This is a genomic window from Desulfonauticus autotrophicus (assembly GCF_055381725.1).
In genome coordinates, this window is the sequence record NZ_AP042395.1 from 650793 (window position 1) to 676743 (window position 25951).

The 25951-nt window shown below is 33.1% G+C and carries 26 protein-coding genes and 4 pseudogenes; 25 read left to right on the forward strand and 5 right to left on the reverse strand.

Going from position 1 to position 25951, the window contains the following annotated elements:
• Positions 1-71: 71 nt before the first annotated feature.
• The 14 genes and pseudogenes from ACZ42F_RS03820 to ACZ42F_RS03885 all read left to right on the forward strand — a co-directional run bounded on the left by ACZ42F_RS03820 (position 72) and on the right by ACZ42F_RS03885 (position 15027).
• Positions 72-1376: a phenylacetate--CoA ligase family protein gene (locus tag ACZ42F_RS03820; RefSeq protein ID WP_029969700.1), complete on the forward strand. Its 1305-nt coding sequence runs from the start codon at positions 72-74 to the stop codon at positions 1374-1376.
• Positions 1377-1386: 10 nt separating this feature from the next.
• Positions 1387-1818, forward strand: coding sequence for an ACT domain-containing protein (locus tag ACZ42F_RS03825; protein WP_029969701.1), 432 nt, complete (start codon positions 1387-1389; stop codon positions 1816-1818).
• Between the two features lie 26 nt (positions 1819-1844).
• Positions 1845-2981, forward strand: coding sequence for an ABC transporter substrate-binding protein (locus tag ACZ42F_RS03830; RefSeq protein WP_464279811.1), 1137 nt, complete (start codon positions 1845-1847; stop codon positions 2979-2981).
• Between the two features lie 4 nt (positions 2982-2985).
• The gene (locus ACZ42F_RS03835) at positions 2986-3840 is read left to right on the forward strand and encodes a branched-chain amino acid ABC transporter permease (protein WP_464279812.1); all 855 of its coding nucleotides are present in this window, start codon (positions 2986-2988) and stop codon (positions 3838-3840) included.
• 110 nt (positions 3841-3950) lie between these two features.
• The gene (locus ACZ42F_RS03840) at positions 3951-4685 is read left to right on the forward strand and encodes a basic amino acid ABC transporter substrate-binding protein (protein ID WP_464279813.1); all 735 of its coding nucleotides are present in this window, start codon (positions 3951-3953) and stop codon (positions 4683-4685) included.
• 62 nt (positions 4686-4747) lie between these two features.
• The gene (locus ACZ42F_RS03845) at positions 4748-5533 is read left to right on the forward strand and encodes an amino acid ABC transporter permease (RefSeq protein WP_464279814.1); all 786 of its coding nucleotides are present in this window, start codon (positions 4748-4750) and stop codon (positions 5531-5533) included.
• The gene (locus tag ACZ42F_RS03850) at positions 5523-6263 is read left to right on the forward strand and encodes an amino acid ABC transporter ATP-binding protein (protein ID WP_464279815.1); all 741 of its coding nucleotides are present in this window, start codon (positions 5523-5525) and stop codon (positions 6261-6263) included. The genes ACZ42F_RS03845 and ACZ42F_RS03850 overlap by 11 nt, the downstream gene beginning before the upstream one ends.
• A 9-nt stretch (positions 6264-6272) precedes the next feature.
• The gene (locus ACZ42F_RS03855; protein WP_464279816.1) at positions 6273-6770 is read left to right on the forward strand and encodes an HIT family protein; all 498 of its coding nucleotides are present in this window, start codon (positions 6273-6275) and stop codon (positions 6768-6770) included.
• Positions 6771-6772: 2 nt separating this feature from the next.
• Positions 6773-7114 carry a lipopolysaccharide assembly protein LapA domain-containing protein gene (locus ACZ42F_RS03860; RefSeq protein WP_029969716.1) on the forward strand — a complete coding sequence of 114 codons (342 nt, stop codon included), beginning with the start codon at positions 6773-6775 and terminating at the stop codon, positions 7112-7114.
• Between the two features lie 110 nt (positions 7115-7224).
• Positions 7225-8211, forward strand: a complete 987-nt coding sequence (locus ACZ42F_RS03865) for a tetratricopeptide repeat protein (protein WP_464279817.1) — start codon at positions 7225-7227, stop codon at positions 8209-8211.
• A complete protein-coding gene (mutS, locus tag ACZ42F_RS03870) occupies positions 8204-10981 on the forward strand; it encodes a DNA mismatch repair protein MutS (RefSeq protein ID WP_464279818.1) in 2778 nt (925 codons plus the stop codon). Before ACZ42F_RS03865 ends, mutS begins: the two co-directional genes overlap by 8 nt.
• 243 nt (positions 10982-11224) lie before the next feature.
• Positions 11225-12470, forward strand: a pseudogene (lysA, locus tag ACZ42F_RS03875) (diaminopimelate decarboxylase).
• Between the two features lie 15 nt (positions 12471-12485).
• Positions 12486-14546 carry a succinate--CoA ligase subunit alpha gene (gene sucD / locus ACZ42F_RS03880; RefSeq protein ID WP_029969726.1) on the forward strand — a complete coding sequence of 687 codons (2061 nt, stop codon included), beginning with the start codon at positions 12486-12488 and terminating at the stop codon, positions 14544-14546.
• A 4-nt stretch (positions 14547-14550) separates the two neighbouring features.
• The gene (locus tag ACZ42F_RS03885) at positions 14551-15027 is read left to right on the forward strand and encodes a 23S rRNA (pseudouridine(1915)-N(3))-methyltransferase RlmH (RefSeq protein WP_464279819.1); all 477 of its coding nucleotides are present in this window, start codon (positions 14551-14553) and stop codon (positions 15025-15027) included.
• 6 nt (positions 15028-15033) lie between these two features.
• Here ACZ42F_RS03885 and ACZ42F_RS03890 read toward each other — a convergent pair.
• Positions 15034-16451: pseudogene (locus tag ACZ42F_RS03890) on the reverse strand (aminotransferase-like domain-containing protein).
• Between the two features lie 67 nt (positions 16452-16518).
• On the opposite strand from ACZ42F_RS03890, the gene ACZ42F_RS03895 reads away from it, so the two are divergent.
• From ACZ42F_RS03895 to ACZ42F_RS03905, 3 genes are read left to right on the forward strand one after another with little or no spacing between them, the layout of a single operon-like run.
• Entirely contained in the window at positions 16519-16920 is a 402-nt protein-coding gene (locus ACZ42F_RS03895) for an AzlC family ABC transporter permease (RefSeq protein WP_464279820.1), read from the forward strand.
• On the forward strand, positions 16806-17207 hold the full coding sequence (locus tag ACZ42F_RS03900; RefSeq protein ID WP_464279821.1) for an AzlC family ABC transporter permease: 402 nt from the start codon (positions 16806-16808) through the stop codon (positions 17205-17207). Before ACZ42F_RS03895 ends, ACZ42F_RS03900 begins: the two co-directional genes overlap by 115 nt.
• Before the next feature lie 17 nt (positions 17208-17224).
• A complete protein-coding gene (locus tag ACZ42F_RS03905; protein WP_464279822.1) occupies positions 17225-17512 on the forward strand; it encodes an AzlD domain-containing protein in 288 nt (95 codons plus the stop codon).
• Between the two features lie 3 nt (positions 17513-17515).
• Here the strand turns inward: ACZ42F_RS03905 and ACZ42F_RS03910 are convergent, their stop codons facing one another.
• From ACZ42F_RS03910 to ACZ42F_RS03920, 3 genes are read right to left on the reverse strand one after another with little or no spacing between them, the layout of a single operon-like run.
• Positions 17516-18271, reverse strand: a complete 756-nt coding sequence (locus tag ACZ42F_RS03910) for a helix-hairpin-helix domain-containing protein (protein WP_464280189.1) — start codon at positions 18269-18271, stop codon at positions 17516-17518.
• Positions 18265-19254, reverse strand: coding sequence for an excinuclease ABC subunit UvrC (gene uvrC / locus ACZ42F_RS03915; protein WP_464279823.1), 990 nt, complete (start codon positions 19252-19254; stop codon positions 18265-18267). Before uvrC ends, ACZ42F_RS03910 begins: the two co-directional genes overlap by 7 nt.
• Positions 19248-19991, reverse strand: coding sequence for a hypothetical protein (locus ACZ42F_RS03920; RefSeq protein ID WP_464279824.1), 744 nt, complete (start codon positions 19989-19991; stop codon positions 19248-19250). Before ACZ42F_RS03920 ends, uvrC begins: the two co-directional genes overlap by 7 nt.
• Before the next feature lie 134 nt (positions 19992-20125).
• Between ACZ42F_RS03920 and ACZ42F_RS03925 the strand changes: the two are divergent.
• The 4 genes and pseudogenes from ACZ42F_RS03925 to ACZ42F_RS03940 all read left to right on the forward strand — a co-directional run.
• Positions 20126-20230 (forward strand): annotated as a pseudogene (locus ACZ42F_RS03925) (dual CXXC motif small (seleno)protein); the annotation flags it as partial.
• Positions 20231-20275: 45 nt separating this feature from the next.
• Positions 20276-20914, forward strand: a complete 639-nt coding sequence (locus ACZ42F_RS03930) for a site-2 protease family protein (RefSeq protein ID WP_464279825.1) — start codon at positions 20276-20278, stop codon at positions 20912-20914.
• The gene (trpS, locus tag ACZ42F_RS03935) at positions 20911-21909 is read left to right on the forward strand and encodes a tryptophan--tRNA ligase (RefSeq protein WP_464280190.1); all 999 of its coding nucleotides are present in this window, start codon (positions 20911-20913) and stop codon (positions 21907-21909) included. Before ACZ42F_RS03930 ends, trpS begins: the two co-directional genes overlap by 4 nt.
• 13 nt (positions 21910-21922) lie before the next feature.
• On the forward strand, positions 21923-22141 hold the full coding sequence (locus ACZ42F_RS03940; protein ID WP_029966630.1) for a hypothetical protein: 219 nt from the start codon (positions 21923-21925) through the stop codon (positions 22139-22141).
• Here the strand turns inward: ACZ42F_RS03940 and ACZ42F_RS03945 are convergent.
• Positions 22111-22727 (reverse strand): annotated as a pseudogene (locus tag ACZ42F_RS03945) (16S rRNA (guanine(527)-N(7))-methyltransferase RsmG). The gene ACZ42F_RS03940 and the pseudogene ACZ42F_RS03945 overlap by 31 nt on opposite strands.
• 85 nt (positions 22728-22812) lie before the next feature.
• On the opposite strand from ACZ42F_RS03945, the gene ACZ42F_RS03950 reads away from it, so the two are divergent.
• The 4 genes from ACZ42F_RS03950 (at position 22813) to ACZ42F_RS03965 (ending at position 25949) form a co-directional block, all read left to right on the forward strand.
• On the forward strand, positions 22813-23745 hold the full coding sequence (locus tag ACZ42F_RS03950) for an ACP S-malonyltransferase (protein WP_464279826.1): 933 nt from the start codon (positions 22813-22815) through the stop codon (positions 23743-23745).
• Entirely contained in the window at positions 23745-25397 is a 1653-nt protein-coding gene (argS, locus tag ACZ42F_RS03955; RefSeq protein WP_464279827.1) for an arginine--tRNA ligase, read from the forward strand. The genes ACZ42F_RS03950 and argS overlap by 1 nt, the downstream gene beginning before the upstream one ends.
• 1 nt (position 25398) lies before the next feature.
• A complete protein-coding gene (locus tag ACZ42F_RS03960) occupies positions 25399-25641 on the forward strand; it encodes a hypothetical protein (RefSeq protein ID WP_464279828.1) in 243 nt (80 codons plus the stop codon).
• Between the two features lie 62 nt (positions 25642-25703).
• The gene (locus ACZ42F_RS03965) at positions 25704-25949 is read left to right on the forward strand and encodes an SPOR domain-containing protein (protein WP_464279829.1); all 246 of its coding nucleotides are present in this window, start codon (positions 25704-25706) and stop codon (positions 25947-25949) included.
• Positions 25950-25951 lie beyond the last annotated feature (2 nt).

The following is a 25951-nucleotide window of genomic DNA, read 5'->3' on the forward strand; positions in this document are numbered from 1 at the left end:
GGAGGAGTTTAAGCCACAGGCCCTAAAAGCCTGTGGCTTTTTTTTTAAATTTTAAAAAGAGGGAGGCTAAAATGTTGTATGATGTGGAAAGGGAAACCATGCCCAGGGATGAGCTGGAGGAACTCCAGCTTAGAAAACTTAAATATCTGGTAGAAAAAGTATATTATAATGTCCCCTTTTATTCCCAGAAGTTTAAAGAACTGGGAGTAAAGCCTGAACACATAAAATCCTTAAAAGACCTCAAGTACTTACCTTTCACTGAAAAACAGGACCTGCGCAATAACTATCCTTTTGGACTTTTTGCTGTACCTAAAGAAAATGTGGTTAGAGTTCACGCTTCTTCCGGGACTACAGGTAAGGCTACTGTGGTGGGTTACACTAAAAGAGATATTCAGATCTGGTCTGAACTTATGGCCAGATCCTTTGTAGCTGCAGGAGTTACCAGAAGAGATGTAGTCCATAATGCCTATGGTTATGGTCTTTTTACTGGTGGCTTGGGAGTTCATTATGGAGCGGAAATGTTGGGAGCAACCATTGTTCCTGTATCTGGTGGAGCAACTAAAAGACAGGTTATGCTCATGAAAGACTTTGGCTCCACTGTTCTTTGTTGTACTCCATCTTATAGCCTTTATCTTTATGAAACCGCCATTGCCCAGGGTATTGAGGTAAAAGAATTAAAATTACGGTTGGGGATTTTTGGAGCAGAGCCCTGGACAGAAGAAATGCGTTTAGACATCCAGAAAAAATTCAATATCAAAGCCCTGGATATCTACGGCTTATCTGAAATTTTAGGTCCAGGAGTGGCCATAGAGTGTGAAACTGCTCAACAGGGGCTTCATATCTGGGAAGACCACTTTTTGGTAGAAATTATTGACCCCAGTACTGGAGAGCAACTGCCTTTAGGAGAAACAGGAGAATTGGTCATAACCACTTTGACCAAAGACGCCCAACCTTTGATTCGCTATAGGACTAGGGACATCACCTCTATCATTCCCATTCCTTGTAAGTGTGGGCGAACCCATTACCGTATCGAAAGGCTAAAAGGTAGAAGTGATGATATGCTCATTATCCGTGGAGTAAATGTGTTCCCCTCTCAAATTGAAGCAATTTTATTGGAAACAGAAGGTCTTGCTCCTCACTATCAAATTATAGTTAAGCGAGAAAACGCCCTGGATATCTTAGAAGTTCAGGTGGAAATAGATGAGAAGCTCTTTTCTGATGAAATTAAACACTTGCAAAGACTGGAAAATAAATTAATGCGAAACATTAAAGAATTTTTAGGAGTAAGTGCCAAAGTAAAACTGGTAGAACCCAGAAGTATAGCCAGGTCTGAAGGTAAGGCCAAAAGGGTTATTGACCTACGCAAACAAAACTAGGAGGAGAATTATGAAAGTGGAACAAATTTCTGTATTTTTAGAAAATAGAGCTGGACGCTTAAAAGAAGTTACCAGAATTTTGGCTGAGGCAAATATCAATATTAGAGCTCTATCTTTAGCTGATACTTCTGACTTTGGAATTTTAAGGCTTATTGTTACCGACCAGGATAAAGCCAAAAAAGCTCTAAAGGAAAATGGGTTTACTGTAGGGAAAACCAATGTAGTAGCAGTAGAAGTAGATGATAAGCCAGGAGGTTTAAATCGCATTTTAACTATTTTGGGAGATGCAGGGGTGAATGTAGAATATATGTATGCTTTTGTACAGCAAAGTGGTAAAAATGCAGTGCTTATTTTTAGATTTGATAGAACAGATGAAGCCATAGAGATTTTACAGAAAAATAATATCAAGATTTTAAGTGGAGAAGAGTTGTATAAATTATAATTTTTTTAAGAGGGGAGGTGTTTACAATGAGAAAATATCTTATTTTTATTTTAATGTTATCTTTTTTTGTGATTTCCTGTTCAGAAAAATCAAAGCAAGAAAATAACAATTATAAAATAGGAGCTATTTTAAGGCTATCTAAAGGTGCTTCTGATGGTATACCTGCCAAGTATGGTATAGAAATAGCTGTAAAAAAGATAAATGAAAATGGTGGAATAAATGGTAAAAAATTAGAAGTTATTTACTATGACAGTAAAGATGATTCTACCACTGCAGTAAATGCAGCCCAGAAACTAATCTCTGTAGACAAAGTCCAGGCTATAATTGGACCTATGATGAGTGGTAATGTACTGGCAGTAGCACCTATTTGTGAAAGGAATAAAGTAGTACTTTTAACTCCTACAGGAACTTCTCCTAAAATAAGCTCTGCTGGAGAGTATGTTTTTAGGGTTTGTAGTAGAATAGATTTACAAGCCAAGGCCCTGGTAAATAAGGCTTTGGAATTGGTAAACAAGCCCAACCCAAGTATAGCTATCATTTACAGCAATGAACCTTATGGTAAAGGTTCTAAGAATCTTTTTCTCAAATATTTAGAAGAAAAAGGGATTAAACCTGTAGCCATAGAAGCTTTTCAAAGAGGAGATAAGGATTTTCAGGCTCAACTTACCAAGTTAGTACCTTTAAATCCCGATATTTTATTCATTCCTGGATACCTTCAAGAAACAGCACCTCTTATTGCTCAAGCCAGACAAATGGGACTTACTGGTCTTAGCGTAGGTGGCTTTGGAGATATAGCGCCTCAGTATATAGAACTGGCTAAGGATGCTGCTGAAGGACATTTGGTAGCAGGAGAATATAATCAAGACTACTCTACTGAAGATAATAAAAAGTTTGTGCAGGTCTATACTCAAATGCTTAAAAACAATCCAGATGCCCCCAATAATATCATGTTTGCAGCTCTAACCTATGATGCCACTAATATGCTTTTAGAAGCTTTTAAGCAAGGAGCTACAACAGGTACTCAAATAAAAAATTTTCTGACTAATTTGAAAAACTTTCCTGGAGTTACAGGAAATTTAAGTTTTGATACCAACGGAGACGTACAAAAAGGTGGAATATATCTTTTTCAGGTCAAAAACGGTAAATACGTAAAAATTAATTAACACCATGTTTTGGCAACAGGTAGTTAATGGTTTGGTTAGTGGCTCAGCCTATGCTCTAGTAGCTCTGGGTTATGCTCTGATTTATGGAGTCCTGGGCTTAATCAATTTAGCTCAAGGTGAACTTTTCATGGCCGGAGCTTTTGGGTTATGGATTGGCGCTACTTTATTGCATTTATCCTGGCCAGGAGCAGTCCTACTGGGAATGCTCCTGGCTGGATTAATTTCTTTATCTATGGAAAAGTTTGTTTTCAGGCCCCTATCTGAAAAAAATCCTCTTATTCCCATGCTTGCAGCTATTGGTTTATCCATATTTTTACAAACCTCGGCCCTACTTTTTTTTGGACCAGAAACTAAACCTTTTCCCTTTTCACTACCTCAAAAAATTTTTCAATTGGGGTTTATAAAACTTTCTGCCCTGCAGGGCATAGTTATCTGTTCTGCTTTACTAATGGTCTTTTTTTTATGGTGGTATCTCAACTTTTCCAAATGGGGAAAAGGATTACAGGCTGTATCCATGGACAAAGAAGCTGCTCTTATTATTGGCATAACACCTAATTTTTGTGTTTCTCAAGCCTTTCTTTTAAGTGGATTGTTAAGTGGCCTGGGAGGTATCTTAATGGCTGCTTATTATAATGCTACCTATCCTTATATGGGGATATTGCCTGGTCTTAAAGGTTTTTGCGCTGCTGTTTTAGGAGGTACTGGCTCGGTGTTTGGAGCCGTGGTTGGTGGCTTGGTTTTAGGAATAGCTGAAAACTTGGGGGCAGCTTATATTTCTTCGGGCTTTAAAGATGGTTTTGCCTTTACTATCCTTATTCTTATACTTTTAATTCGCCCTAAAGGAATTTTAGGGAAATAATTTTTTCTTTTAACCCAGAATGGAAGCTATCCTTTCTTGACCAAAGACAAACAATTAACTAAAAAGTTTATTCTTGGTTATTCCAATAAAATTTTAAGGAGGAAGGGAGTATGTGGAAAAAGGGTTTATTATTTTTAATTGGTCTGATTTTTGTCAGTCAAAGTGTCTTTGCCAGGACCATAACCTTTGCTGTAGATGCCACCTGGCCCCCCATGGAGTTTGTGGATGAAAATAAGGAAATTGTTGGTTATTCTATTGACTATATGAAGGCTGCTGCCAAAGAAGCAGGTTTTACCCCTGTATTTAAAAATACAGCCTGGGATGGTATCTTTGCTGGTCTTGCTGGTGGTAGCTATGATGCTATCTGCTCTTCTGTAAGTATTACTGAAGAAAGAAAAAAGGCAATGGATTTTAGTATTCCTTATTTCAAAGTTAATCAGGCCCTGGTGGTTCCTATTGATAGTACTGCTAAATCTTTAGAAGATTTAAAAGGTAAGAAGGTTGGGGCTCAAATTGGAACTACTGGTTATTTTTCTATTAAAAAAGTAGAAGGAGTAATTCCAAAATCTTATGATGAAATAGGTCTTGCTATGCAAGATTTGGTAAATGGACGTATTGATGGCGTGGTATGTGACGACCCTGTTGCAGCTAACTATGCTACCAGAGAAAAAGATTTTGCTTCTAAGTTGAAAATAGCTACTATTATCGAAGCCGGAGATGAGTATTATGGTATAGCTATAAAGAAAGGAAATAAAGAAGTATTAGATTTAATTAACAAAGGTATAAAAGCAGTGAAGGAAAAAGGTATTGAAGAACAGTTAAAGAAAAAATGGTTTGGTAAATAAGACAATAATACCAGGGGTAGCGATCGCTACCCCTGGTAAATTTTTCTTAAGGACATAACAACATGGACAAAGAAAAAGAGCTTAAAATAGATGTAACTGATGGAGCTGCTATACCCACTAAAAAGGATAAAGGACTTTTTACTGCCTGGTGGTGTACGCTAATAGGCGCTCTTGTTTTACTTTTTTATCTTATTACATTTTATCCTGATCCTTACTTAAGAGTGTTAAAATTTGTAAGTGATGGAATAGTAGTAACCTTTCAGGTTACTTTTGCTTCCATTTTCTTTTCTTTAATTGTAGGATTGATTACCGGACTAGGTAGAATTTCCAAAAATAGAGTAATAAATCTTATTGCTTCTGTTTATGTAGAAGTAATAAGAGGTATTCCTCTTTTAGTGCAATTGTTTTATATTTACTATGCCCTGGGTAGTTTTTTTACAGTTCCTCCTTTTGTAGCAGCCATTACAGCTATGACTGTTTGCTATGGTGCTTACATGGGAGAAGTTTTTAGAGCTGGGATAGAATCCATTGATCATGGTCAAACAGAAGCTGCCAGATCTTTAGGTTTTAATGGCAGGCAAACCATGTTTTATGTAATTATTCCTCAAGCTATGCGTACTATTTTGCCACCAGTTGGTAATGAATTTATTGCCTTATTAAAAGATACTTCTCTGGTCTCCATTTTGGCTGTAGGAGACTTGCTTAGAAGAGGAAGGGAGTTTGCTACTGAAACTTTTGCTTATTTTGAAACCTATACTATGGTAGCATTAATTTATCTGTTAATAACCTTAATACTTTCTAAAATAGTAAGCATATCAGAAGAAAAGATGAGGCCCTATGAAAAATAATAATTATATCATACAGATAGAAAATATTTATAAGTTTTTTCACAACATTACTGCTTTAAAAAATGTCTCTTTAAATATTAAGCCACAAGAGAAAGTAGTTATTATTGGCCCTAGTGGTTCTGGTAAGTCCACTTTACTTCGAACCATTAATAGACTGGAAAAAATAGATAAAGGCAGGATTATTGTAGATGGCCAGGATATTACAGACAAAAAATGTGACATCAATAAAATAAGAATGGAAGTGGGGATGGTTTTTCAAAATTTTAATCTATTTCCCCACAAGACAGTACTACAAAACATAACCATGGCCCCTATCAAGCTGAAAAAAATTCCACCTAAAGAAGCTGAGGAAATTGCTTACAGTCTTTTAAAAAAGGTAGGAATTGAAGATAAGGCCAATGTTTACCCTGCGCAGTTATCTGGTGGACAACAGCAAAGAGTAGCTATTGCCAGAGCTTTGGCCATGAAACCCAAGGTGATGCTTTTTGACGAGCCTACTTCAGCTTTAGATCCAGAAATGATTGGAGAAGTTTTAGATGTAATGATTAACCTGGCCAGAGAAGGTATGACCATGGTAGTAGTAACCCATGAAATGGGCTTTGCCAGAGAAGTGGCTGATCGGGTAGTTTTTATGGATGGTGGAGAAATTTTAGAACAAGGCACGCCTGAGCATTTCTTTACCAGTCCAGAACATCCCAGAACCAAAAAGTTCTTAAGCCAAATTCTCTAAGGAGGATAAATGAAGACGCTGTGGGCACCCTGGAGAATTGAATATATCCTGGGACCAAAACCAGATAGTTGCGTATTCTGTCTCCCCCAACATCAGGATGAAGATGAAGAAAGGCTTATTTTACTTAGAGCCAAACACTGTTTTGTGGTAATGAACAAATATCCCTATATGAGTGGCCATATTATGGTTACTCCTTACAGGCATGTATCTTGTCTTACCCAGTTAAACTCTCTTGAACTTGAAGAAATAATGAATTATCTTCAAATTAGTACCAAAATTTTAAAAGAAGTTTTTAAGCCTGAGGGAATAAATATAGGTCTTAATATAGGTGAAGCAGCAGGAGCTGGGATAGAAGAGCATCTTCATTTTCATTTACTTCCACGTTGGGTAGGAGATCACTCTTTTATGGCTGTCTTAAATGAAACAACTGTTATTCCAGAGCATTTAAAAATAACTTATGACAAATTAAAACCATTTTTTGATAAACACAAACCAAAAGGAGAATGAGTATGCGCTATTTTAAAGTAATTTTTATAGTATTGTTATTCTTTTTCTCTATGTTATTCTTTATACAAAACCCAGACTTAATTAACACCACCCTATCCTTAAAAATGAATTTATTAGGCAAGGTGATGGAATCTCAACCCATACCTATATACTTATTGGTCTTAATAGCCTTTGTGGTTGGTTCCTTCTTATCTGTAATTTATCTAATAATTGACAAACTAAAAGCTGGAAAGCAGATAAGAGAATACAGACAAAAAATTGCAGAGCTTGAAAAAGAATTAACCTCCTTACGTAATATGCCTCTTAATGATGAAACAGATTATCAAAGCTCTGAAAACCTATAAGGAGATTTAAAATTAGTTTTTTAAATTTTTTTTCTAACAAAAAAAAGAGATTTCCAGAGCTAGATATCAATAAATATCAAGGGTATCCACCTACTACCAAAGATACCCTGGTGGTTATTAAACAGTTAAGTGAAGTTGTAAAAAATAATCCAGATTCCATAGAGTTGTACCTAGCTCTGGGTAATCTTTTTCGTTCTCAAAGTGATTTAGAAAGAGCCATTCATTTAAGACAAACCATTATTGCCCGCCCCAATTTAGATCCCAAATTTAAAGCCAGGGCCTGGTATGAATTGGGCATAGATTACAAACGAGCTGGTCTTATTGATAGAGCTATTTATGCTTTAAAACAATCTAAAAAAATATTGGGTAATGATCCCAATATCTTAAGAGTGTTAGCAACTATTTATGCCCAGAGTAATGACTTTAAACAAGCTGTAGAATATTATGAAAAATTAGGAGATCCCATTGCTCAGGCTCATTACCTGGCCAAGTGGTCCAAGCAAAAACAGGATAAGGAAAAATTACACCTTTTAAAAAGAGCGCTTCATATTTATATTGGGAGTCCTGAGGCCTGGTTAGAGCTTTTACTAACCAACTGGAAGGACAATAAAATAAAAGAATTTAAGAATAATTTAGAACAGGCTTTATCTAATATAGAAAAAGATATTAATTTTACAATTCTTGAAGGTATTTATCAAGAATTTAAAAAAAGTAGTGATTCTAAATTAAATGCTTTTATCTGGGAGATACATAATGTTATTTCTACAATAAATCCAGATATACTTTTAACATATTACAATGCTCTGTTTTTATTATTAATTGGAGAAGAAGATAAAGCTAGAATATGGCTAGAAAAAACTCTTTTACTAAATACAAATTTTTGGCCTGCACGCTTAGTGCTTTTAAAACTGGATAAAGACAAACAGAGTTTACCAGAAAATTTCAGATTACATTTAGATTTTTTTATTGAAAAGGCGTCTTTTGTAAAAAAATTTAATTGTAGACGGTGTGGATTAAAAAGAGAAGTTATATTTTTTATTTGTCCTCGTTGTTCTTCCTGGCATTCTATTGCCTTTCGCAAACAATTAAATGACTAAGACAACTCTTTCTTCTCAAATAAAACTAACGCCCATGCTGGAGCAATATCTGGGCATTAAAGAAAATTACCAGGACTGTCTTTTATTTTTCCGCATGGGCGATTTTTATGAACTTTTTTTTGAAGATGCTGAAATAGCTGCCAAAGAATTACAAATTGCTTTAACTTCCAGAAGTCCTAACGCAGAATTAAAAGTTCCCATGTGTGGAGTTCCCCATCATGCTGTAAATGAATATTTAAAACAACTCCTGGAAAAGGGATACAAAGTTGCCATCTGTGACCAGATAGAAGATCCTAAAGAAGCAAAAGGGATTGTACGAAGAGAAGTTACCAGAGTACTTACTCCTGGAACAATTGTAGAGGATCTTAATTTAGAAGCAAAAAACAATAATTTTTTGGCTTCCATCTATTGGGATGAAAACAAAAAAGAAGGTTCTTTAGTTTGGGCAGATTTTTCTACAGGCTTTTGGACAGGTCTGGAAGTAAAAAAAATAGAAGAGCTATGGCAATGGTTAATTAAAATAGATCCCAAGGAAATACTCTTTCCAGATACTTTAACCATCCCTACGGAAATTAAAAATACTTTTCCAGATAAAATTAGAGTTGTAAATTCCATTACTTTTTTCTCTTTGCAAAATTCCATTAATCTTATTTTAAAAGCTCAAAACATTCCAGATTTAAGCTTAATTGATTTATCAGGAAGAAATAGTGTAATTAGGTCTTGTGGAGCAATTTTACAATACTATTTACAAACTCAGAAAAAAAGTACTTTTCATCTAGATACTTTTACTCTATTTCGTAGTAATAATTACCTTATTTTAGATGAAGTAACTGAAAAAAATTTAGAATTATTTAAACTCCTGGACGGGAAAAAAGGACCTGGAACTTTAATTTATGTTTTAGATAATACTTTAACCTCCATGGGAGGAAGGTTATTAAAAGAAATTTTAAGTAAACCTTTTAAAGATAAACAAGTTGTTTTAAAACAGCAAGAAAGTGTAAAGTTTCTTTTTGATCAGGATGAGTTAAGACAAAACTTAAGAAATCTACTGGCTAAAGTGTATGATTTGGAAAGATTAAGTGTACGTATATTTTTAGGCAAAGCCAATCCAAAGGATCTGGTAGCTTTAAGAGAAAGTTTAAAAATTTTACCTTATATACAAGACCAGTTATCTTTAATCAATCCTAAACCAAAATTACTTGAAAACATTTATACTTCCTGGGATAATTTAAAAGAGGTACAGGAAAAACTGGAAAAGGCAATTTTAGATAACCCCTCTCCCCTAATTACAGAGGGAAATATTTTTAAAACAGGTTATGACCAGGAACTGGACTCACTTATAGATCTTACTGAACACGCAGAACAAAAGTTGAAAGATTTATTGGAGAAAGAGCAAACTAATTATAACCTACCCAAGTTAAAATTGGGATATAATAAGGTTTTTGGGTATTATTTTGAACTAAGCAAGGCCTATAAAGGCGATATCCCTGCTCATTTTGAGCGTAAACAGACTTTGGTCAATAGTGAGCGTTTTATAACTCCAGAATTAAAGGAATTAGAAATAAGTATCTTAAATGCTAGTGAAAAAAGAAAATTAAAAGAATATGAACTTTTTCAGACTTTAAGAGAAGAGCTTAGTTTAGAAAAAGAGCGCTTTAAGACAATTGCCAAAAATGTAGCCTGGTTGGATTATTGGCAAAGCCTGGCCGAGACTGCTCGAAAGTGGGAATGGACTCAGCCTGAAATCAGTGAAGATATGGAATTAAGTATAATTCAAGGCAGACATCCCAGCATTGAAGGGGTTATAGGTAAAAACAACTATATTCCTACAGACGTTCATCTGGATAAGTCTACGCAGGTTCTCATCATCACTGGTCCCAACATGGCTGGGAAATCCACGGTGTTAAGAAAAACTGCTCTTATTTGTATTTTAGCCCAGATTGGCTCTTTTGTCCCGGCCAAAAAAGCCAAAATAGGCTTGGTGGATAGAATTTTTTCCCGGGTAGGAGCTTCTGATAATCTTGCTCAAGGCCAATCTACCTTTATGGTGGAAATGACTGAAACAGCAAGGATTTTAAGGCAAGCTACTAAAAGAAGTTTAATCATCTTAGATGAAATTGGGCGAGGTACAAGTACTTTTGATGGTTTGGCTCTAGCCTGGGCTGTAGCAGAAGAATTGTGTAAAAAATATGGGGGAATAAGAACTCTTTTTGCTACTCATTATCACGAACTAACTAAGTTGGAAAAGGAATACGCCAATTTAAAAAACTTCAACATTGCTGTAAAAGAATGGAAAGGAGAAATTATTTTCTTACGTAAACTCCTGCCAGGACCTGCAGATAAAAGTTATGGTATAGAAGTAGCTAAATTAGCTGGCATTCCTTTAAATGTAGTGCAAAGGGCTAAGGAAATTTTGAATAACTTAGAAAAAAGAAGAAGAAATAAAAAGAAGGGTAACCCAGAAAACTCTCTTTGCAACTTCCTTACCTTCAACTCCAAAAGAACCCCACCCTATTGTCCAAGAGCTGGAAAAGATAGATTTAAATCGCTTAACACCTCTGGAAGCAATGAATATATTATACAAACTACAAAAAAAATGGGTGAAAAAATGAGAATTAAAATTTTATTATTGCTCTGTTTTATTAGTTTATTGTTGAGTGCTTGTGGAAAAAAAGTTTGGCCTAACCCTCAAGAACAGGAAGATAAAGTGGAAGTAAGCATAATAAAAGCAGAAAAAAAGATAAATGTTACAAAGTATATCTCCAAATAAAAGGAGATAAAAACAATATTAGAACCATTCTGGTCCAGGGTGAAAATAAGGATACATCTTGTCCTACCTGCCCTTTTGAAGCCAATACAGAACAATCTGTATTTTTAGAAGAGGAAAAGGGACAGTTTCATGTCACCTATTGCCCAGATATGTCTCTTTCTAGAATAAGGTTGGTGGTAAAAAATGTATATAAAGCTATAAATGATTTTTATTCCAATGTTTATAAAATGGAGGAAAATTAACATGCACTACTTTGAGTACAAAAATGGAGAATTATTTGCAGAAGACATACCTGTAAGAAAATTGGTAGAAGAATATGACACACCTCTTTATATCTATTCTGCAAAGACTTTTAAAAGGCATTTTGAAGCTTTTGATTCAGCTTTTGAAGACTTAAAACATCTTACTTGTTATTCTGTAAAAGCCAATTCCAACTTGTGTATCTTAAAACTACTAGGTAAGCTTGGAGCTGGTATGGATATTGTGTCTGGAGGAGAATTGTTTAGAGCTTTAAAGGCAGGCATCTCCCCTCAAAAAATAGTTTACTCTGGTGTGGGGAAAAGAGAACACGAGATAAGAGAAGCTTTACTAGCAGATATCTTAATGTTTAATGTGGAATCCCTGGAAGAATTAGAAAAATAAACGAAGTAGCTCAGGACTTAAATAAAAAGGCTAGAATAAGTTTGCGCATCAATCCAGAAGTAGATCCCCAAACCCACCCTTACATCTCCACAGGCATGGAAAAAAATAAATTTGGTCTAGCCAGAGAATTTGCCCTGCAGGGCTATAAACTGGCTAAGGAACTCTCTCACATCGAACCCATTGGTATAGACTGTCATATTGGTTCTCAATTGACCAGTATTTCTCCTTTTTTAGATGCTCTGGATAAAATCCTGGATTTCTATGAGGAATTGAAAAACAGAATATAAACATTCAGTACTTAGATCTGGGTGGAGGCCTGGGAATAACTTATAACCAGGAAGAGCCACCCCACCCCTTAGAATTTGGAAAAGCCCTGAAAGAAAAATTAAAAGGACTTGACCTCACTCTCATTTTGGAACCTGGCAGAGTTATAGCTGGCAATGCAGGAATCTTGGTAACCAGGGTTTTGTATACCAAGAAAACAAAAAAGAAAAATTTTATCATTGTAGATGCAGCTATGAATGACCTTATACGACCTTCTCTTTATGGTTCTTATCATAAAATCAGTCCTGTGGTGGAAAATAAGGGAGAAATAATAACTGCAGACATTGTAGGTCCTATTTGTGAATCTGGAGATTTTTTAGCCCAAGACAGAGAAATACCAGCCCCTACTAAAGATGATCTTTTGGCAGTCTTTTCTGCAGGGGCTTATGGTTTTACCATGTCTTCCCAATACAACTCCAGGCCAAGGGCAGCTGAACTACTAATTGATGGAGATAAAGTAACTGTTGCTAGAAGAAGGGAAGTATATTTAGACTTAATTGCCCTGGAAGACAATTGCCTTTAATTTAAGGAGCTTGGTATGAAGTTAAATGAACATAAAAGTAAAATCCTTTTCTCTAGATATAACATTCCTGTCCCAGAAGGCTATCTGGTCTTACCTGCTGAAGTAGAAAACTTTTCTCCAGAATTTGCCTTTCCCTGGGTTATAAAAGCTCAGGTGCTTACTGGCGGAAGGGGTAAGGCTGGTGGAATTAAAGTAGTTAACAGTCGAGACGAGTTTATCCAAGAAAGTAAAAGAATTTTAAATCTGGAAATAAAAAGTGAAAAACCACCTTTTTTGAGAATAGAAAGAGGAGTAAATATCCAGAGAGAAATTTATTTATCCTTTACTGTGCATAGAAAAAGCAAGAGCATAGTATTTAGTACAGGGAGAGAAGGTGGAATAAATATTGAAGAATCCTCAAAAGATAATTTGCTTATTCAACATTTAGACAACTATGGATTACAAGATTATCATATAAAAAACAGTTTTTTTCATCTTCAACTGGATAAATCCTTATATAAAAAATACTATCAACTTCTAAAAAATATTTTTCTAGCCTTTAAAGATAATAAAGCTCTTTTACTGGAGATAAACCCTTTAGTACTAACCAAGGATAAGGAATTTATAGCCTTAGATGGAAAGGTAGAGCTGGATGACAGTTTTGTTTCTATTAACTCTAGTTTGGAAGAATACTATACTCCTGAACATAAAAGCGAACTAGAAAACTTGGCTAGAAAATATGGACTTAGCTTTCATCAATTAGATGGTTTTGTGGGTATGATAGTTAATGGAGCAGGTCTGGCCATGGCCACCATGGACTTGCTCAATTTTGCAGGGTTAAAGCCTGCCAATTTTTTAGATTTAGGCGGTGGCGCTACCCCGGAAAGAATAAAACAGGCCTTTAGTATTTTGTTTGCTGATCCCAAGGTTCAAATTATCTTTATCAATATCTTTGGAGGCATTCTGTCCTGTGATAGAGTTGCTAGTGCCTTGAGTAAAGTACTTACCTCTCCTCCACCCAAGGAAATCGTCATTAGATTTTCTGGTTTCAAAAATAAAGAAGCCAAAGAAATCATAAAAAACTTAAATTATCCCCAGTTATTTTTGGCAGATGACCTGGAAGAAGCTATTAAGCTTTTAAAATATCGTCTGAAAATAGAAAAAGATTTTAACTATCAAAAAACAACTAATCAGGAAGATGTTATTTTAACCCCTCAAAACAATGATACAACCTTTCCTTTAAATGAAAACTCTCAAATTTTAGTGCAAGGCATAACTGGCAAAGAAGGTTCTTTGCATACAGAGCAAATGTTGAAATATGGAACCAAGATAGTAGCAGGTGTAACTCCTTTTAAAGAAGGAGAAACTGTCCAGGGAATACCTGTATTTAACTCAGTAAAAAGAGCTTGTGCCAATTTTAAAATAGATGCCAGTATTATTTTTGTTCCAGCAGCTTTTGCAGTAGATGCAATTTTAGAAGCAGTAGAAGAAAAAATTCCCTTTATCATTTGTATTACTGAAAACATTCCCCAGCAGGATATGCTTGGCATTTTACCCAAAATAAAATCCTCTTCTAGTGTGCTTATTGGTCCCAATACGCCAGGGCTAATTGTCCCGGGCAAACTAAAAGTAGGAATTATGCCTGCTGATATCTTTAGACCTGGCCAAGTGGCTATTTTTTCTCGTTCTGGGACTCTGACTTATGAATGTGTCAACCAATTAAGCAAATCTGGTATGGGACAATCTCTATGTGTGGGTATTGGCGGTGATCCTTTTATTGGTAGCGAATTTAAAGACCTAATCAAGTTTATTGAAAAGGATCCTCAAACCAAAGCCTTGCTTATCTTAGGAGAAATTGGTGGCACAGCAGAAGAAGATTTAAGCTATTATTTAAAAGAAAGGAACTTTTCCAAACCCTGTTTTGCTTTTATTGCCGGTCAAACAGCCCCTCCAGGTAAACGTTTGGGACATGCAGGCGCTATTTTGGAAAAAGGCAAAAATAGCTTAGAAGATAAAATAAATACTTTAAAACAAAATGGATTTATTTTTTGCTCTGATTTGAACAACATTAGTGAAACGATAAGAAACAATATATGATATAATGAAATTTAATTCCAGGATAAAGTTAATATATGTTGGAAAGGTAAAAAAAGACTTTAATCAAAAAGCTATTCTTTATTATAACAAAATAATATCTAAATATGCTAATCTTAATAGAATAGAAATAAAAGATGTAAAGGATAAAAATATAGAAAAAATAAAAACAAAAGAAGGGGAAGAAATTATAAAAAAAGTTGAAGATAGAGACTATTTATTTTTAATGGATGAACAAGGTAAACAATTCTCCAGTAAAGAACTGGCTAAAAAATTGGAAGAAACCATTATTTACCAGCAGAAAAATCCAGTTTTTATCATTGGAGGGCCTTATGGACATGGCCCTCTTTTAAAAGAAAAGGCCGACTTAATTCTTTCCCTATCTAAGATGACTCTACCACATGAGTTGGCTCAGGTGGTCTTATTAGAACAAATATATAGAGCTTTCACTATTATAAATGGACATCCTTATCACAATGTTTAAAAATATTTAGTTAATTAACTCATAGGCCAACTGGCCTAACCTGGCAATGCCATTCTCTACTTCTTTATTCCAGAGTCCATTACAGCTTATGCGAATAAAATTTTTAAATCTATCTTGAGTAGAAAAGATATTTCCAGGAACTATACTGATACCTAATTCCAGGGCCTTTTGAAAAAATAAAATACTATCTATTTGCAAAGGTAATTCCAACCACAAGACAGATCCACCTTGAGGAGAAGTTGCTTTAGTACCTTTAGGAAAATATTTGTTTATGGCAACTAGAATGTTTTTCATTTGTAACTCTATTAGCTTATTTAATTTTTTTAAATTTTTTGTATAGGAATTATTTTTAAAATATTCTGCTAAAGCTAATTGACAAAGAGTAGTAGAGGATACACTGGTTGTTGCTTTTAATTCATATACCTTTTTATAAAAGCGTCCAGGAAGAATCCACCCTACTCTATATCCAGGACAAAGGGTTTTAGAAAAGAAGAACAATAAACAACTAAACCTTTTTGATCATAAGTTTTAAAGGCTTTGGGTCTATGAACTCCAAAATAAATATCGCCAGAAACATCATCTTCGATAAGAGGAACTTCCTTTTGAGCAAGCAAAGCAACTATTTCTTTTTTTTGTTCTTCTGTGGTTAAACTACCATCAGGATTATTAAAGTTAGCAGAAAAAATACAGGCCTTGACTTCAAACCTATCTAAAGCTTCTCTTACATCTTTGGGATTTATTCCCCTTTTAGGATTAGAAGGAATTTCAATGGCTCTCAGGCCATAATTTTCCAAAAACTGTAAGAAACAAAAATAAGTAGGAGATTGAATAAGAACATTATCTCCAGGTCTGGTTAAGGTTCTAACAGCTAAACTTAAAGCCTCCATAGCTCCATTGGTAATTAGCATATCTTCTGGATTTAGACTGGGAATAATATCCAGATATTCAAAAGAAATTTGTTTTCTAAGCAAAAAATTGCCTTCTACTTTTTCATAATTTAATATTTCTGCTCTATTTTCCTGCAAAACAGAACGCATAGCCCTGTTTAATTCCTTTAATGGCAACAAGCTAGGATGAGGAGCAATAATACCCAGGGGTAAAAGCTGTTCATTACCCAACACATTTAAAACTTCTAAAATAAGGTCCTTTCTTTTAAAAGTTCTGGGGGTAAAATCCGTCTGGGGAGACTTGGGATAATCTAACTGATGATTAGGATAAGAAAGGACATAGTAACCTGATCTGGGCCTGGCTTCAATTAAACCTTGTTTTTCCAAGTTTAGATAGGCCTGATTAACTGTACTTAAGGAAACCCCCAGAGTAACACTCAATTTTCTAAGGGAAGGAAGCCTATCTCCAGGTTTAAGTAAGCCCTTTTCCAGATAGGAAATAATGGTTGATTCAACTTCTGTATATTTAAAGCCCATCTGTTATGCCCTTTTTTAAGAAAAATTGTATCTGTTATCCATACAAAAAACAAGCTATAAATTGAGCATGGACAACTTGAAACAAGAAACTTTACAGGTTTTAAAAATAACTCTTCCCATAGCCTTAGGTTATATAACGATAGGATTTACCTTTGGAGTTATGGCCATTAAAATAGGTCTATCTCCCCTAGCCTCTTTGCTTATGTCCATAATAGTTTATGCAGGTTCTGCTCAGCTTATTGCAGTGTCTCTTTTTGCTCAAAAAGTTTCACCCTTAGTAATTATTATAACTACATTTATTGTTAATTTAAGACATCTTCTCATGTCCTTGGCCTTAACTCCATATTTGAAAAAATGGCCCAAAAAGCTTCTTCCCTTTTCTTTTTTGAACTTACAGATGAAACCTTTTCTCTTCATTATCTTAATTTTAGTAAAAACAACAATTCTATATACAAATCAATACTTATAAATATAATATCTCATTTATCCTGGATAACCGGAACATTTTTAGGAATAATTTTTGGCAATTTAATAACAGATATTTCTAAATTCGGTCTTGATTTTTCTCTAGTTGGTATGTTTGCAGTACTTATTGCCTGGCAGATTAATAAGCCTATTCATATCCTGGTGGTGCTTATCTCCAGTATGTTTACTCTATTCTTCAACTTTATCAATTTGAATAACTTAAGCGTTATTTTATCTTCTATATTGGCAGCTACAATTGGACTAGGAATAAGTAAATGGAAAAACAAATAATAATCACAATTATTTTTATGGGCTTAGTAACCTATCTTCCCAGGGCTCTTCCTGGAATTATTTTCTCCAAAATAAATTTACCTCAAGATTTTTTAAAATGGTTAAAACTAATTCCAGCTTCGATACTTTCCTCTCTAATTGTAAAAGAAATATTAACTTTTAAAAACCATAATCCAACCATTAACCTTCCCTATCTTTTAGGATGTATTTTAGCTTATTTTTTGGCTAAAAAGGGAGTAAATTATATTGTATCTTTAGGATTAGGCATGTTTTTAGTCTTTTTGTTAAGAATTATTGGTAGCTAGTAGTTATAATTTTTCCAATTCTTTTTTTATTATCCTGGCCTTTTTCAGACCAATTCCTTCAATATGACTTAATTCTTCTACAGAAGCTTTTTTTATTCTCTCTAAGGTATTAAACTTTTGCCAGATAAGTCTTGCTGTCTTGGGGCCAATACCTTTTATTTCTGACAATAGGTCTTTTGTATAACGCCTGGATCTAGCTCTTTTTTGAGCTTGTAAAACAAATCTATGAGCTTCATCCCTAAGCTTTTGAATAAATAAAGAAAACTTATCTCCTGGAGCTAACTCTAATTTCATTTTAGCAGAAGAAAAATATATTTTATCTTCAAGATAATTTTTACTTCGTTTATCCCCTTTGGCAATGGCTATCACTTTTATATTTTGCAGGCCATATTTTTTTAGCTCTTGAACAAAGTTTTTTAAATGTGTTTTTCCACCATCAATTAAAAACAAATCAGGTAAATCATTATTACCTATTCTTCTTTTTAAAAATTCTTTAAATACCAGAATATCATTATTTAAATTTTCAAATTTATACAATCTATACTTGTCTTTAGCTAATCTTCCCTTTTCAAAACGAACTAAACCCAAAAAAGTATCTTGGCCATAAAAATGAGATACATCCAGAACTTCTATACTATAAATATTGTTGTCTCTTAAAAAAATAAAATCTTCAGAATCACTATTTTCTTTGTTTATTAAATTTAAACGGGCTAACTCTAAAAGTTTGGCATATTTTCTTCTGTTATTAACAATTATAATATTTTTTTTAAAAAATTCAGAAAAAAAGCACTTAAATCATTGTTTTTTATATTCAAGGAAGTTACTATCTTATCAGGAATATAATCTTTAGTTAAGTAAAATTGAATAATTATTTTGAGAAAAATATCTTCTTTGTCTTCAAAGTAGATATTTTCAAAAGAATAGACAAAATTATCAAAAACCTTTCCTTCACGCACGCAGAGAACGCTCATTTTTATAAGCCAATCATCCATATAAAAATCTATAACATCTAAAGAATTATCTTCTTTAAATTCTACATATTGTTGCTCTAAGGTTTTTTCTATGGCAATCAATTTATCTCTTATCTCAGCAGCTTTTTCAAAATTTAATTTTTCAGAATAAGAAAACATTTCACTTTTTAAACAACTAACAAGTTCTTCTTTTTTGCCTTTTAAAAACAATCTAACCTTATTTAATTCAGATAAATAAAGTGATTTGCTTATTTCAAAAAAACAAGGAGCAAAACATCTATTTATATGATATTGTAAACAAGGACTTTTCTTTTTTTTTAAATTTCCACCACACTTACGTAGTTTAAAGTATCTATTTATAACTTTTAACGTATCTCTAGCAAGATTAGCTGACGTATAAGGACCATATATCTCATTAAAATTATTTTTCTTTCTAGTTAGTTTTAAATATGGATACTCAGTTTTATTATTCAGTATTAAATAAATATATTGCTTGTCATCTCTAAAATAAATATTATATCTTGGTTTATATTTTTTTATCAAGTTTGCTTCAAGGATTAGTGCTTCCTTTTCACTATGGGTAACCAAATATTCTATATTTTCTATTTGAGAAGACAATTTAAGAGTTTTGATGGACTTGAGATTATTTTGAAAATAAGAATTTACTCTTTTTTTTAAGTTTTTAGCCTTTCCAATATATAAAATATTATCATCTTTGTCTTTAAAAATATATACCCCAGGTAATTTAGGTATAGAATTTAAGTTTAACATATATTTTTAAGTCTATTTTTTATTTCTTTTTTATTTCTTTTATAGATTTTTTTTAAAAAGTTAGAAATCTTCTTTTCTGTGTTTTTACCAAAGGGAATCTCCTGATAAGCAGGAATACCCATTTTCTCCAGCTCTAAAGATTTGATTTTAAAATTATCATCTATATTATATACAAACATAGAACCTGTTATATCTGAATTATCTACATTCATAGTCATTTTTTTGGAAAATTGTAAAAATTTAGTTGGAGTATAAAAGGTGTTTATATCTTTTATTTTTCTATTTATTTCCTCAATCAATTTAAAAAGCAAGTTATAGTTAAAAGTTATTTTTTTCATCTTATTTTTAGAATCATATATTTCTTCTCCATAAAGATAATATTCTATTTCCTTGTGTAAAATATTATAATATCTTAAAAAAATATTTTTATATCTCCACCAAAAGAAAATAGATATTTTACAAGAATTAAAATTGTTAAAATCTAAATTTTCTGGATAACTAATATCTACTTTTAATAACTCCCAAAATTTTTTCCAATTGTCAGGAGTTACTAAAAGCCAGGCCAAAATTTTTTTTAAATTTTCAATTCTATTTTTTCTTTTTTTTAATTCTTCTATCTTCTCTTTTAAGAATTCTATATCCTTTTCCACCCTTACTCTACGGCCAAAAAAGTTATCCGCACTTTCTTTCAAGAGATTGTAAAGGAGTTCTTCTCCTAAATAGTCTTTGCCACTCATTTTTCTTGCCAAACACCTCAAAATAAGCGATAATTACATTTATGTTAAAGAGAAAAGATGAAAATAAATTACCCAATTGTCCACATTGTCAACATACTCTTAAGCTAAAACCTTCCTGACAAAAAGTAAACCTTTATTGCCGTGTCTGCAATAAACACTTTGATTTAAAAGACCTAAAAAACTCTCTTACAGATTATCTAGAAAATCTCTTAGAATCTATTCCCTGTGATCGGTTATAAATTTATTGCTTGCGCCTTTTTGGACTTGCTGCTAACCAAAGCTCCATGCATTTTGGTCAAATAATTCAAGAACTATCCATTTTCCTCTTACCTCTTTTACTAGGTATTACTTTACATGAAGTAGCTCATGGTTATGTGGCCTATCTGTTAGGAGATCCTACTGCTAAAAAGGCAGGACGGTTAACTTTAAATCCTTTAAAACATCTAGATCCTCTGGGGCTTATGGTGCTTTTAATTACTCGTAAAATAGGTTGGGCCAAACCTGTTCCCATAAACCCTGCTTATTTCAAAAACCTAAAAAAGGGGCTCCTATTGGTGTCCATAGCTGGTCCAGGTGCTAATTTTATTTTAGCAATATGCTTTTGGTTGCTTTTAAAGTTAGTTACCTGGCTTAATCCCAACCCTTATAGTTGGTTAACCATTTATTTCTTCAAGCCTTTATATCTTATCTCTTCAGCAGGAGTTATTGTAAATATTATTTTAGGAGTATTTAATCTTATCCCCATTCCACCTCTAGATGGAAGCAAAATACTGGCTTATTTTTTACCAGAAAAATGGACCTACACCTATCTTTCCTGGGAAAAATATGGTTTTATTGTTCTTATTTTATTCTTATTTACTGGACTATTTAATAAGTTTTTAAATATTGTTCTCAACTTCATTTACTTTTATATCTTAGGATAAGGAGAAAGTATGGAAAAAAGAGAATAGTTTCAGGCATGCGACCTACAGGTCCTTTACATTTGGGGCACTATTTTGGAGTTTTAAAAAACTGGATAAACTTCCAGGAAGAATATGAGTGTTATTTTTTTGTAGCTGATTGGCATGCTTTAACTAGTGAGTACAGTGAACCTCAAAAAATTCGTAATTTTATCTATGAATTGGTAAAAGATTGGTTTTCTGTGGGGCTTAATCCTGAAAAATGCATCATTTTTTTACAATCTCAGGTAAAACAACATGCAGAGCTTCATCTTCTACTTTCCATGTTAACCCCTCTGGGATGGTTAGAAAGAAATCCCACCTACAAAGAGGTTAAACAAGAACTTATTGCCAAAGATTTAAATACCTATGGGTTCCTGGGCTATCCGGTACTTATGGCTTCTGATATACTTGTATATAGACCTCAATTAGTGCCAGTAGGAGAAGACCAATTGCCTCACCTGGAATTAACCAGAGAAATAGCCCGCAGATTTAATTATTTATACGGTGAGACCTTTCCTGAACCTCAAGCCAAACTTACTGAAGCTGCCAGACTGCCTGGATTAGATGGTAGAAAAATGAGTAAAAGCTATGGTAATTCCATTTATTTAAATGAAGATATAAAGTCTATTGAAAAGAAAATAAGAGCTATGCTAACTGATACCAATAGAAAAAGAAAAAATGACCCAGGCAATCCAAATATATGCAATCTTTTCCCTTATCATAAATTAATGACCCCTGCAGAAGTGCAAGAAGAAATAATTACCAATTGTACCCAAGCCAAATGGGGATGTGTAGATTGTAAAAAAATATTGTTAAATAATTTAATTAAATTTTTAGAACCAATCCATGATAAAAGAAAAATCATAGATAAAGATAGCCAATTAGTGGATAGTATTTTAGAAAAAGGAAATAAATTGGCTAGAGAAAGTGCTGAAGAAACAATGAAAATTGTAAGGTCAAAAATCAATTTTATTTAGATTAGAGGCCAATATGCTAAATGAAAAGTTTTTAACTGACTTAGAAAATTACTTAAAATCTGGACAATTAGAAGAAGACTTCAAATACTCCTCTGAAGAAAGAAGAATGGAAATTTTAGATTATTTAGAGAGACTGATGGACTTAGCAGAAGTTGCAGATGAAGTTGCTACCAGATTAATTTTTAAAAACTCTGCTTTAGGTCAAATGTTTAATTCAAACAACCAAAAGTAACGATTTTTTTTCTTTACCTGGTATTTATAAGTCGTTTTTAAGATCCAGGAAGAAGGCGTTATTTTAGGTGTTTGTTCATTGGCTAAAATTATAACTTTTCCTTTAGGCAAAAGAAGGTCTTTAGCCAGGGCTAAAACTTCTAAATAGGGTTTAAAGGCCCTGGCTATAACTATATGTGCTCTACCCAATAAAGAATTAACTTCTTGAGCATATCTATCAATAATAAAAGTATTTTCTAATTTTAATTTTAGTATACAGTTCTTTAAAAAAACAACTCTTTTTTTCTAATTTCAATTAAATAATATATTCCTTCTTTATACAAGATTTTAAAAGGTATTCCTGGGATACCAGCTCCTGATCCTAAATCAAAAAAAATCAAATCTTTCTCTTTAAATTTTTCTTTAATAAAATCATACAAATAAAAACTATCGACTATTAAATTGTCATATATATCTTTTACATTCTTAAATCCAACCAGATTTATCTTTTTATTCCAAAATTCAAGTAAATTTAGATAATCATTAAGTTTATTTTCTTCTTCTTTATCCAAAGATATATTGATATTAATATTTTTTTCTGTAAGCACTTTTTCCCCACCCTATATTTTTCTCGACTTTCTAAGACAAAAAGATTATTCTAGCAAGCTTGATTTTTGTAGCAAAGGAGTGCTTATGACTTTTAGCGGAGCTATTTTATTTCCAGGTCAGGGTTCTCAAGAAAAAAATATGGGTAGGGATCTGGCTGAATATTGGCCAGAGGCCATGGAACTCTGGAAATTGGGAGAAAAGATATCTAACCTTCCCTTAAGAGAAGTCTATTGGGATGGAAATGAACAAGAACAATCTCAAACCTTATATGTTCAACCTGCTCTTACCATTGTAAATTTATCCTTTTTTTATTTTTTAAAAAATAAACTTTCTCCTGTAGCTCTAGCTGGCCATAGTTTGGGTGAATTTTCTGCTCTGGCAGCCAGTAAAGTAATCTCAATAGAAGATACTTTAAAACTGGTTAGCATTAGAGGGCGTCTCATGCAAGAAGCCACTTCAGACACTCCTGGTTCCATGGTGGCAATTTTGAAGCTACCCTTAGAACAATTAGAAGAAATAGTGAAAAAATTACAAAATAAAGGTATTATTTTAATAGCCAACTACAATACTCCTCTTCAATATGTAGTAAGCGGAGAAGAAAGCCTTATAGAAGAACTTATAGAGGAATCTAAAAATTTTAAATGTAGAGCTATAAAACTAAATGTAAATGGAGCTTTCCACTCTCCACTTATGCAAGAAGCAGCAAGGGAGTTAGAAAAAGAGATAGACAAAATAGAATTTAGAACTCCTGAATATCCAATATTTTGTAATGTATCTTCCCTAAAGGAAATAAACTCCCTAAATATAAAAGACAACTTAAAAAAACAAATGGTATCCTCTGTATTGTGGTACCAAAGCATAGAAAATATGTTTAAGGAAAATATAACTTCCTATCTGGAATTAGGGCCAAAAGGTGTTTTATCCAAAATGATTTCTCAAATTATTTCTCATCCTGAGTTAAAAGTCCAAAAAATAAGCACTCTTGAAGAAACTAAAATCTTAGGAGAAGAAAACTAATGGATTTAAAAAAGTATCTCAAAGAACAACTGGAGACTATCTTACAAAAATACAATATATCCTGGCCAGCTAAAGGAGTGCTTAATCCTCCTACAGATCCTAAATTTGGAGACTTAAGCACTAACCTGGCTTTAGTTACCGCTAAAGAGGTCAACTTGCCTCCCAGAAAATGGGCTGAAGAAATTCAAAAAGAGCTTTCTCAAATTGAATTTATTCAAAATATTGAAGTAGCAGGGCCTGGTTTTATTAACTTCACCTTTACTCCTCAAGTATGGCAAAAAATTCTTTTAAATATATTTCAAGAAAAAGAAAACTTTGGCCGTTTAAGCCTTGGAAAAGGCAAAAAGGTTCAAATTGAATATGTATCTGCTAATCCAACCGGCCCCCTGCACATCGGTCATGGAAGAGGAGCAGCTTTAGGTGATAGCCTGGCCAGAATAATGCGTTTTGCTGGTTTTGAGGTAACTACTGAATACTACATAAATGATGCTGGCAGGCAAATAAACCTTTTAGGCCGTTCTGTTTGGTCCAGATATAAAGAACTATTAGGAGAAAAAGTTAATTTTCCAGAAGACGGCTATAAAGGAACTTATATTTATGATATAGCCAGAGAAATAATTGAGTTAAAGGGAAAAAATTTACTCAATAATGAAGAAGAAGGGTTAAGATATTGTACAGAATACGCAAAAGATAAAATTTTAGAAGACATAAAGGATGATTTAAAAAATTTTAGAGTGGAACATCAGATTTGGTTTTCTGAAAAATCTTTAGTCCAAAGAGGTGAAGTTGAGAAAACTTTAACCTATCTCCAGGAAAAAGGATTTTCCTATGAAAAAGATGGAGCTTTATGGTTAAAAACTTCTCTTTGGGGTGATGATAAAGATCGAGTACTTAAAAAGTCCAGTGGAGATCTTACCTACTTTGCCTCAGATATTGCCTATCATGCAGACAAATTTGCACGTGGTTTTGACCTGGTAGTAGATATCTGGGGAGCAGATCATCACGGATATATTCCCAGAATGAAAGCAGCTATTCAAGCTTTAGGTAAATCTCCAGAACAATTACAAGTTATTTTAGTACAACTAGTAAATTTACTTAGAGAAGGTAAGCCTGTAGCCATGTCCACCAGAGCAGGTGAATTTGTAACTTTAAGAGAAGTATATTCTGAAGTAGGCGTAGATGCTGCCAGATTTATTTTCCTTACTAGAAAAAGTGATAGTCATTTAGACTTTGATTTAGAACTGGTTAAGAAGAAATCTTTAGAAAATCCAGTTTATTATGTACAATATGCACATGCCAGGATATGCTCTCTTTTGGAAAAAGCTAAAGAAAAAAATATATCCTATTCTCTGGAAGAATTAGAAAACCATCTTCATCTTTTAGATACAAAAGAAGACTTAGATTTACTTAAATGCCTGGCAAAATTCCCAGAAACCATATCTATATGCGCTGAAAACCTTTCTCCTCATCATTTAAGCTTTTATCTCCAAGAATTAGCAAGCCTTTTACATAGATATTATAATGAACATACAATTTTGGATAATAATAACTTAGAATTAACTAGAACAAGAATAAATCTTTTTCTTGGAGTAAAACAAATCCTTCATACTGGATTATCCTTATTAGGAGTAGAAGCCCCTAACAGAATGTAAAATGGACAAAAAAAAGACTAAAAACTTATTTTCCTGGCAACTTACTCCAATACGTATAACTTGTATAGTATTAATTTTTTTTATTGGGATGTGTTGGAGCTTTATTTTAGGTATTTTTGTAGGCAGAGGTTATAAACCTCCATTTCTTGAAATAGAAAATAAAAAAGAAATAAAACAAGATGAAAACATAATTCCCTCTGAAGAGTTAACCTTTTTAGACGCCTTAAGAAAAAAGATAATTTAAAACAAGATAAATCAAATTCTTTTCCAACAACAAACAGTATAGAAAAAGAAGAAGATAAATTTGTGTATATATATCAATGTGGATCTTTTAAAAATAAAAAAGATGCAGAAAGTTTAAAGTTAAAACTAGAAAAATTATCACTAAAATATAAACATGAAATATATTTAGAAGAAGTAAATATAAAAAAAGAAAAATGGACACGCGTTATGATGAAAATAATTTCAACTAAACAAGAAAATGAATCTATACAAGACACTTTACAAAAAAATAACATAACTTTTTTCATAAAGAAATATTCTAAATTATAGGA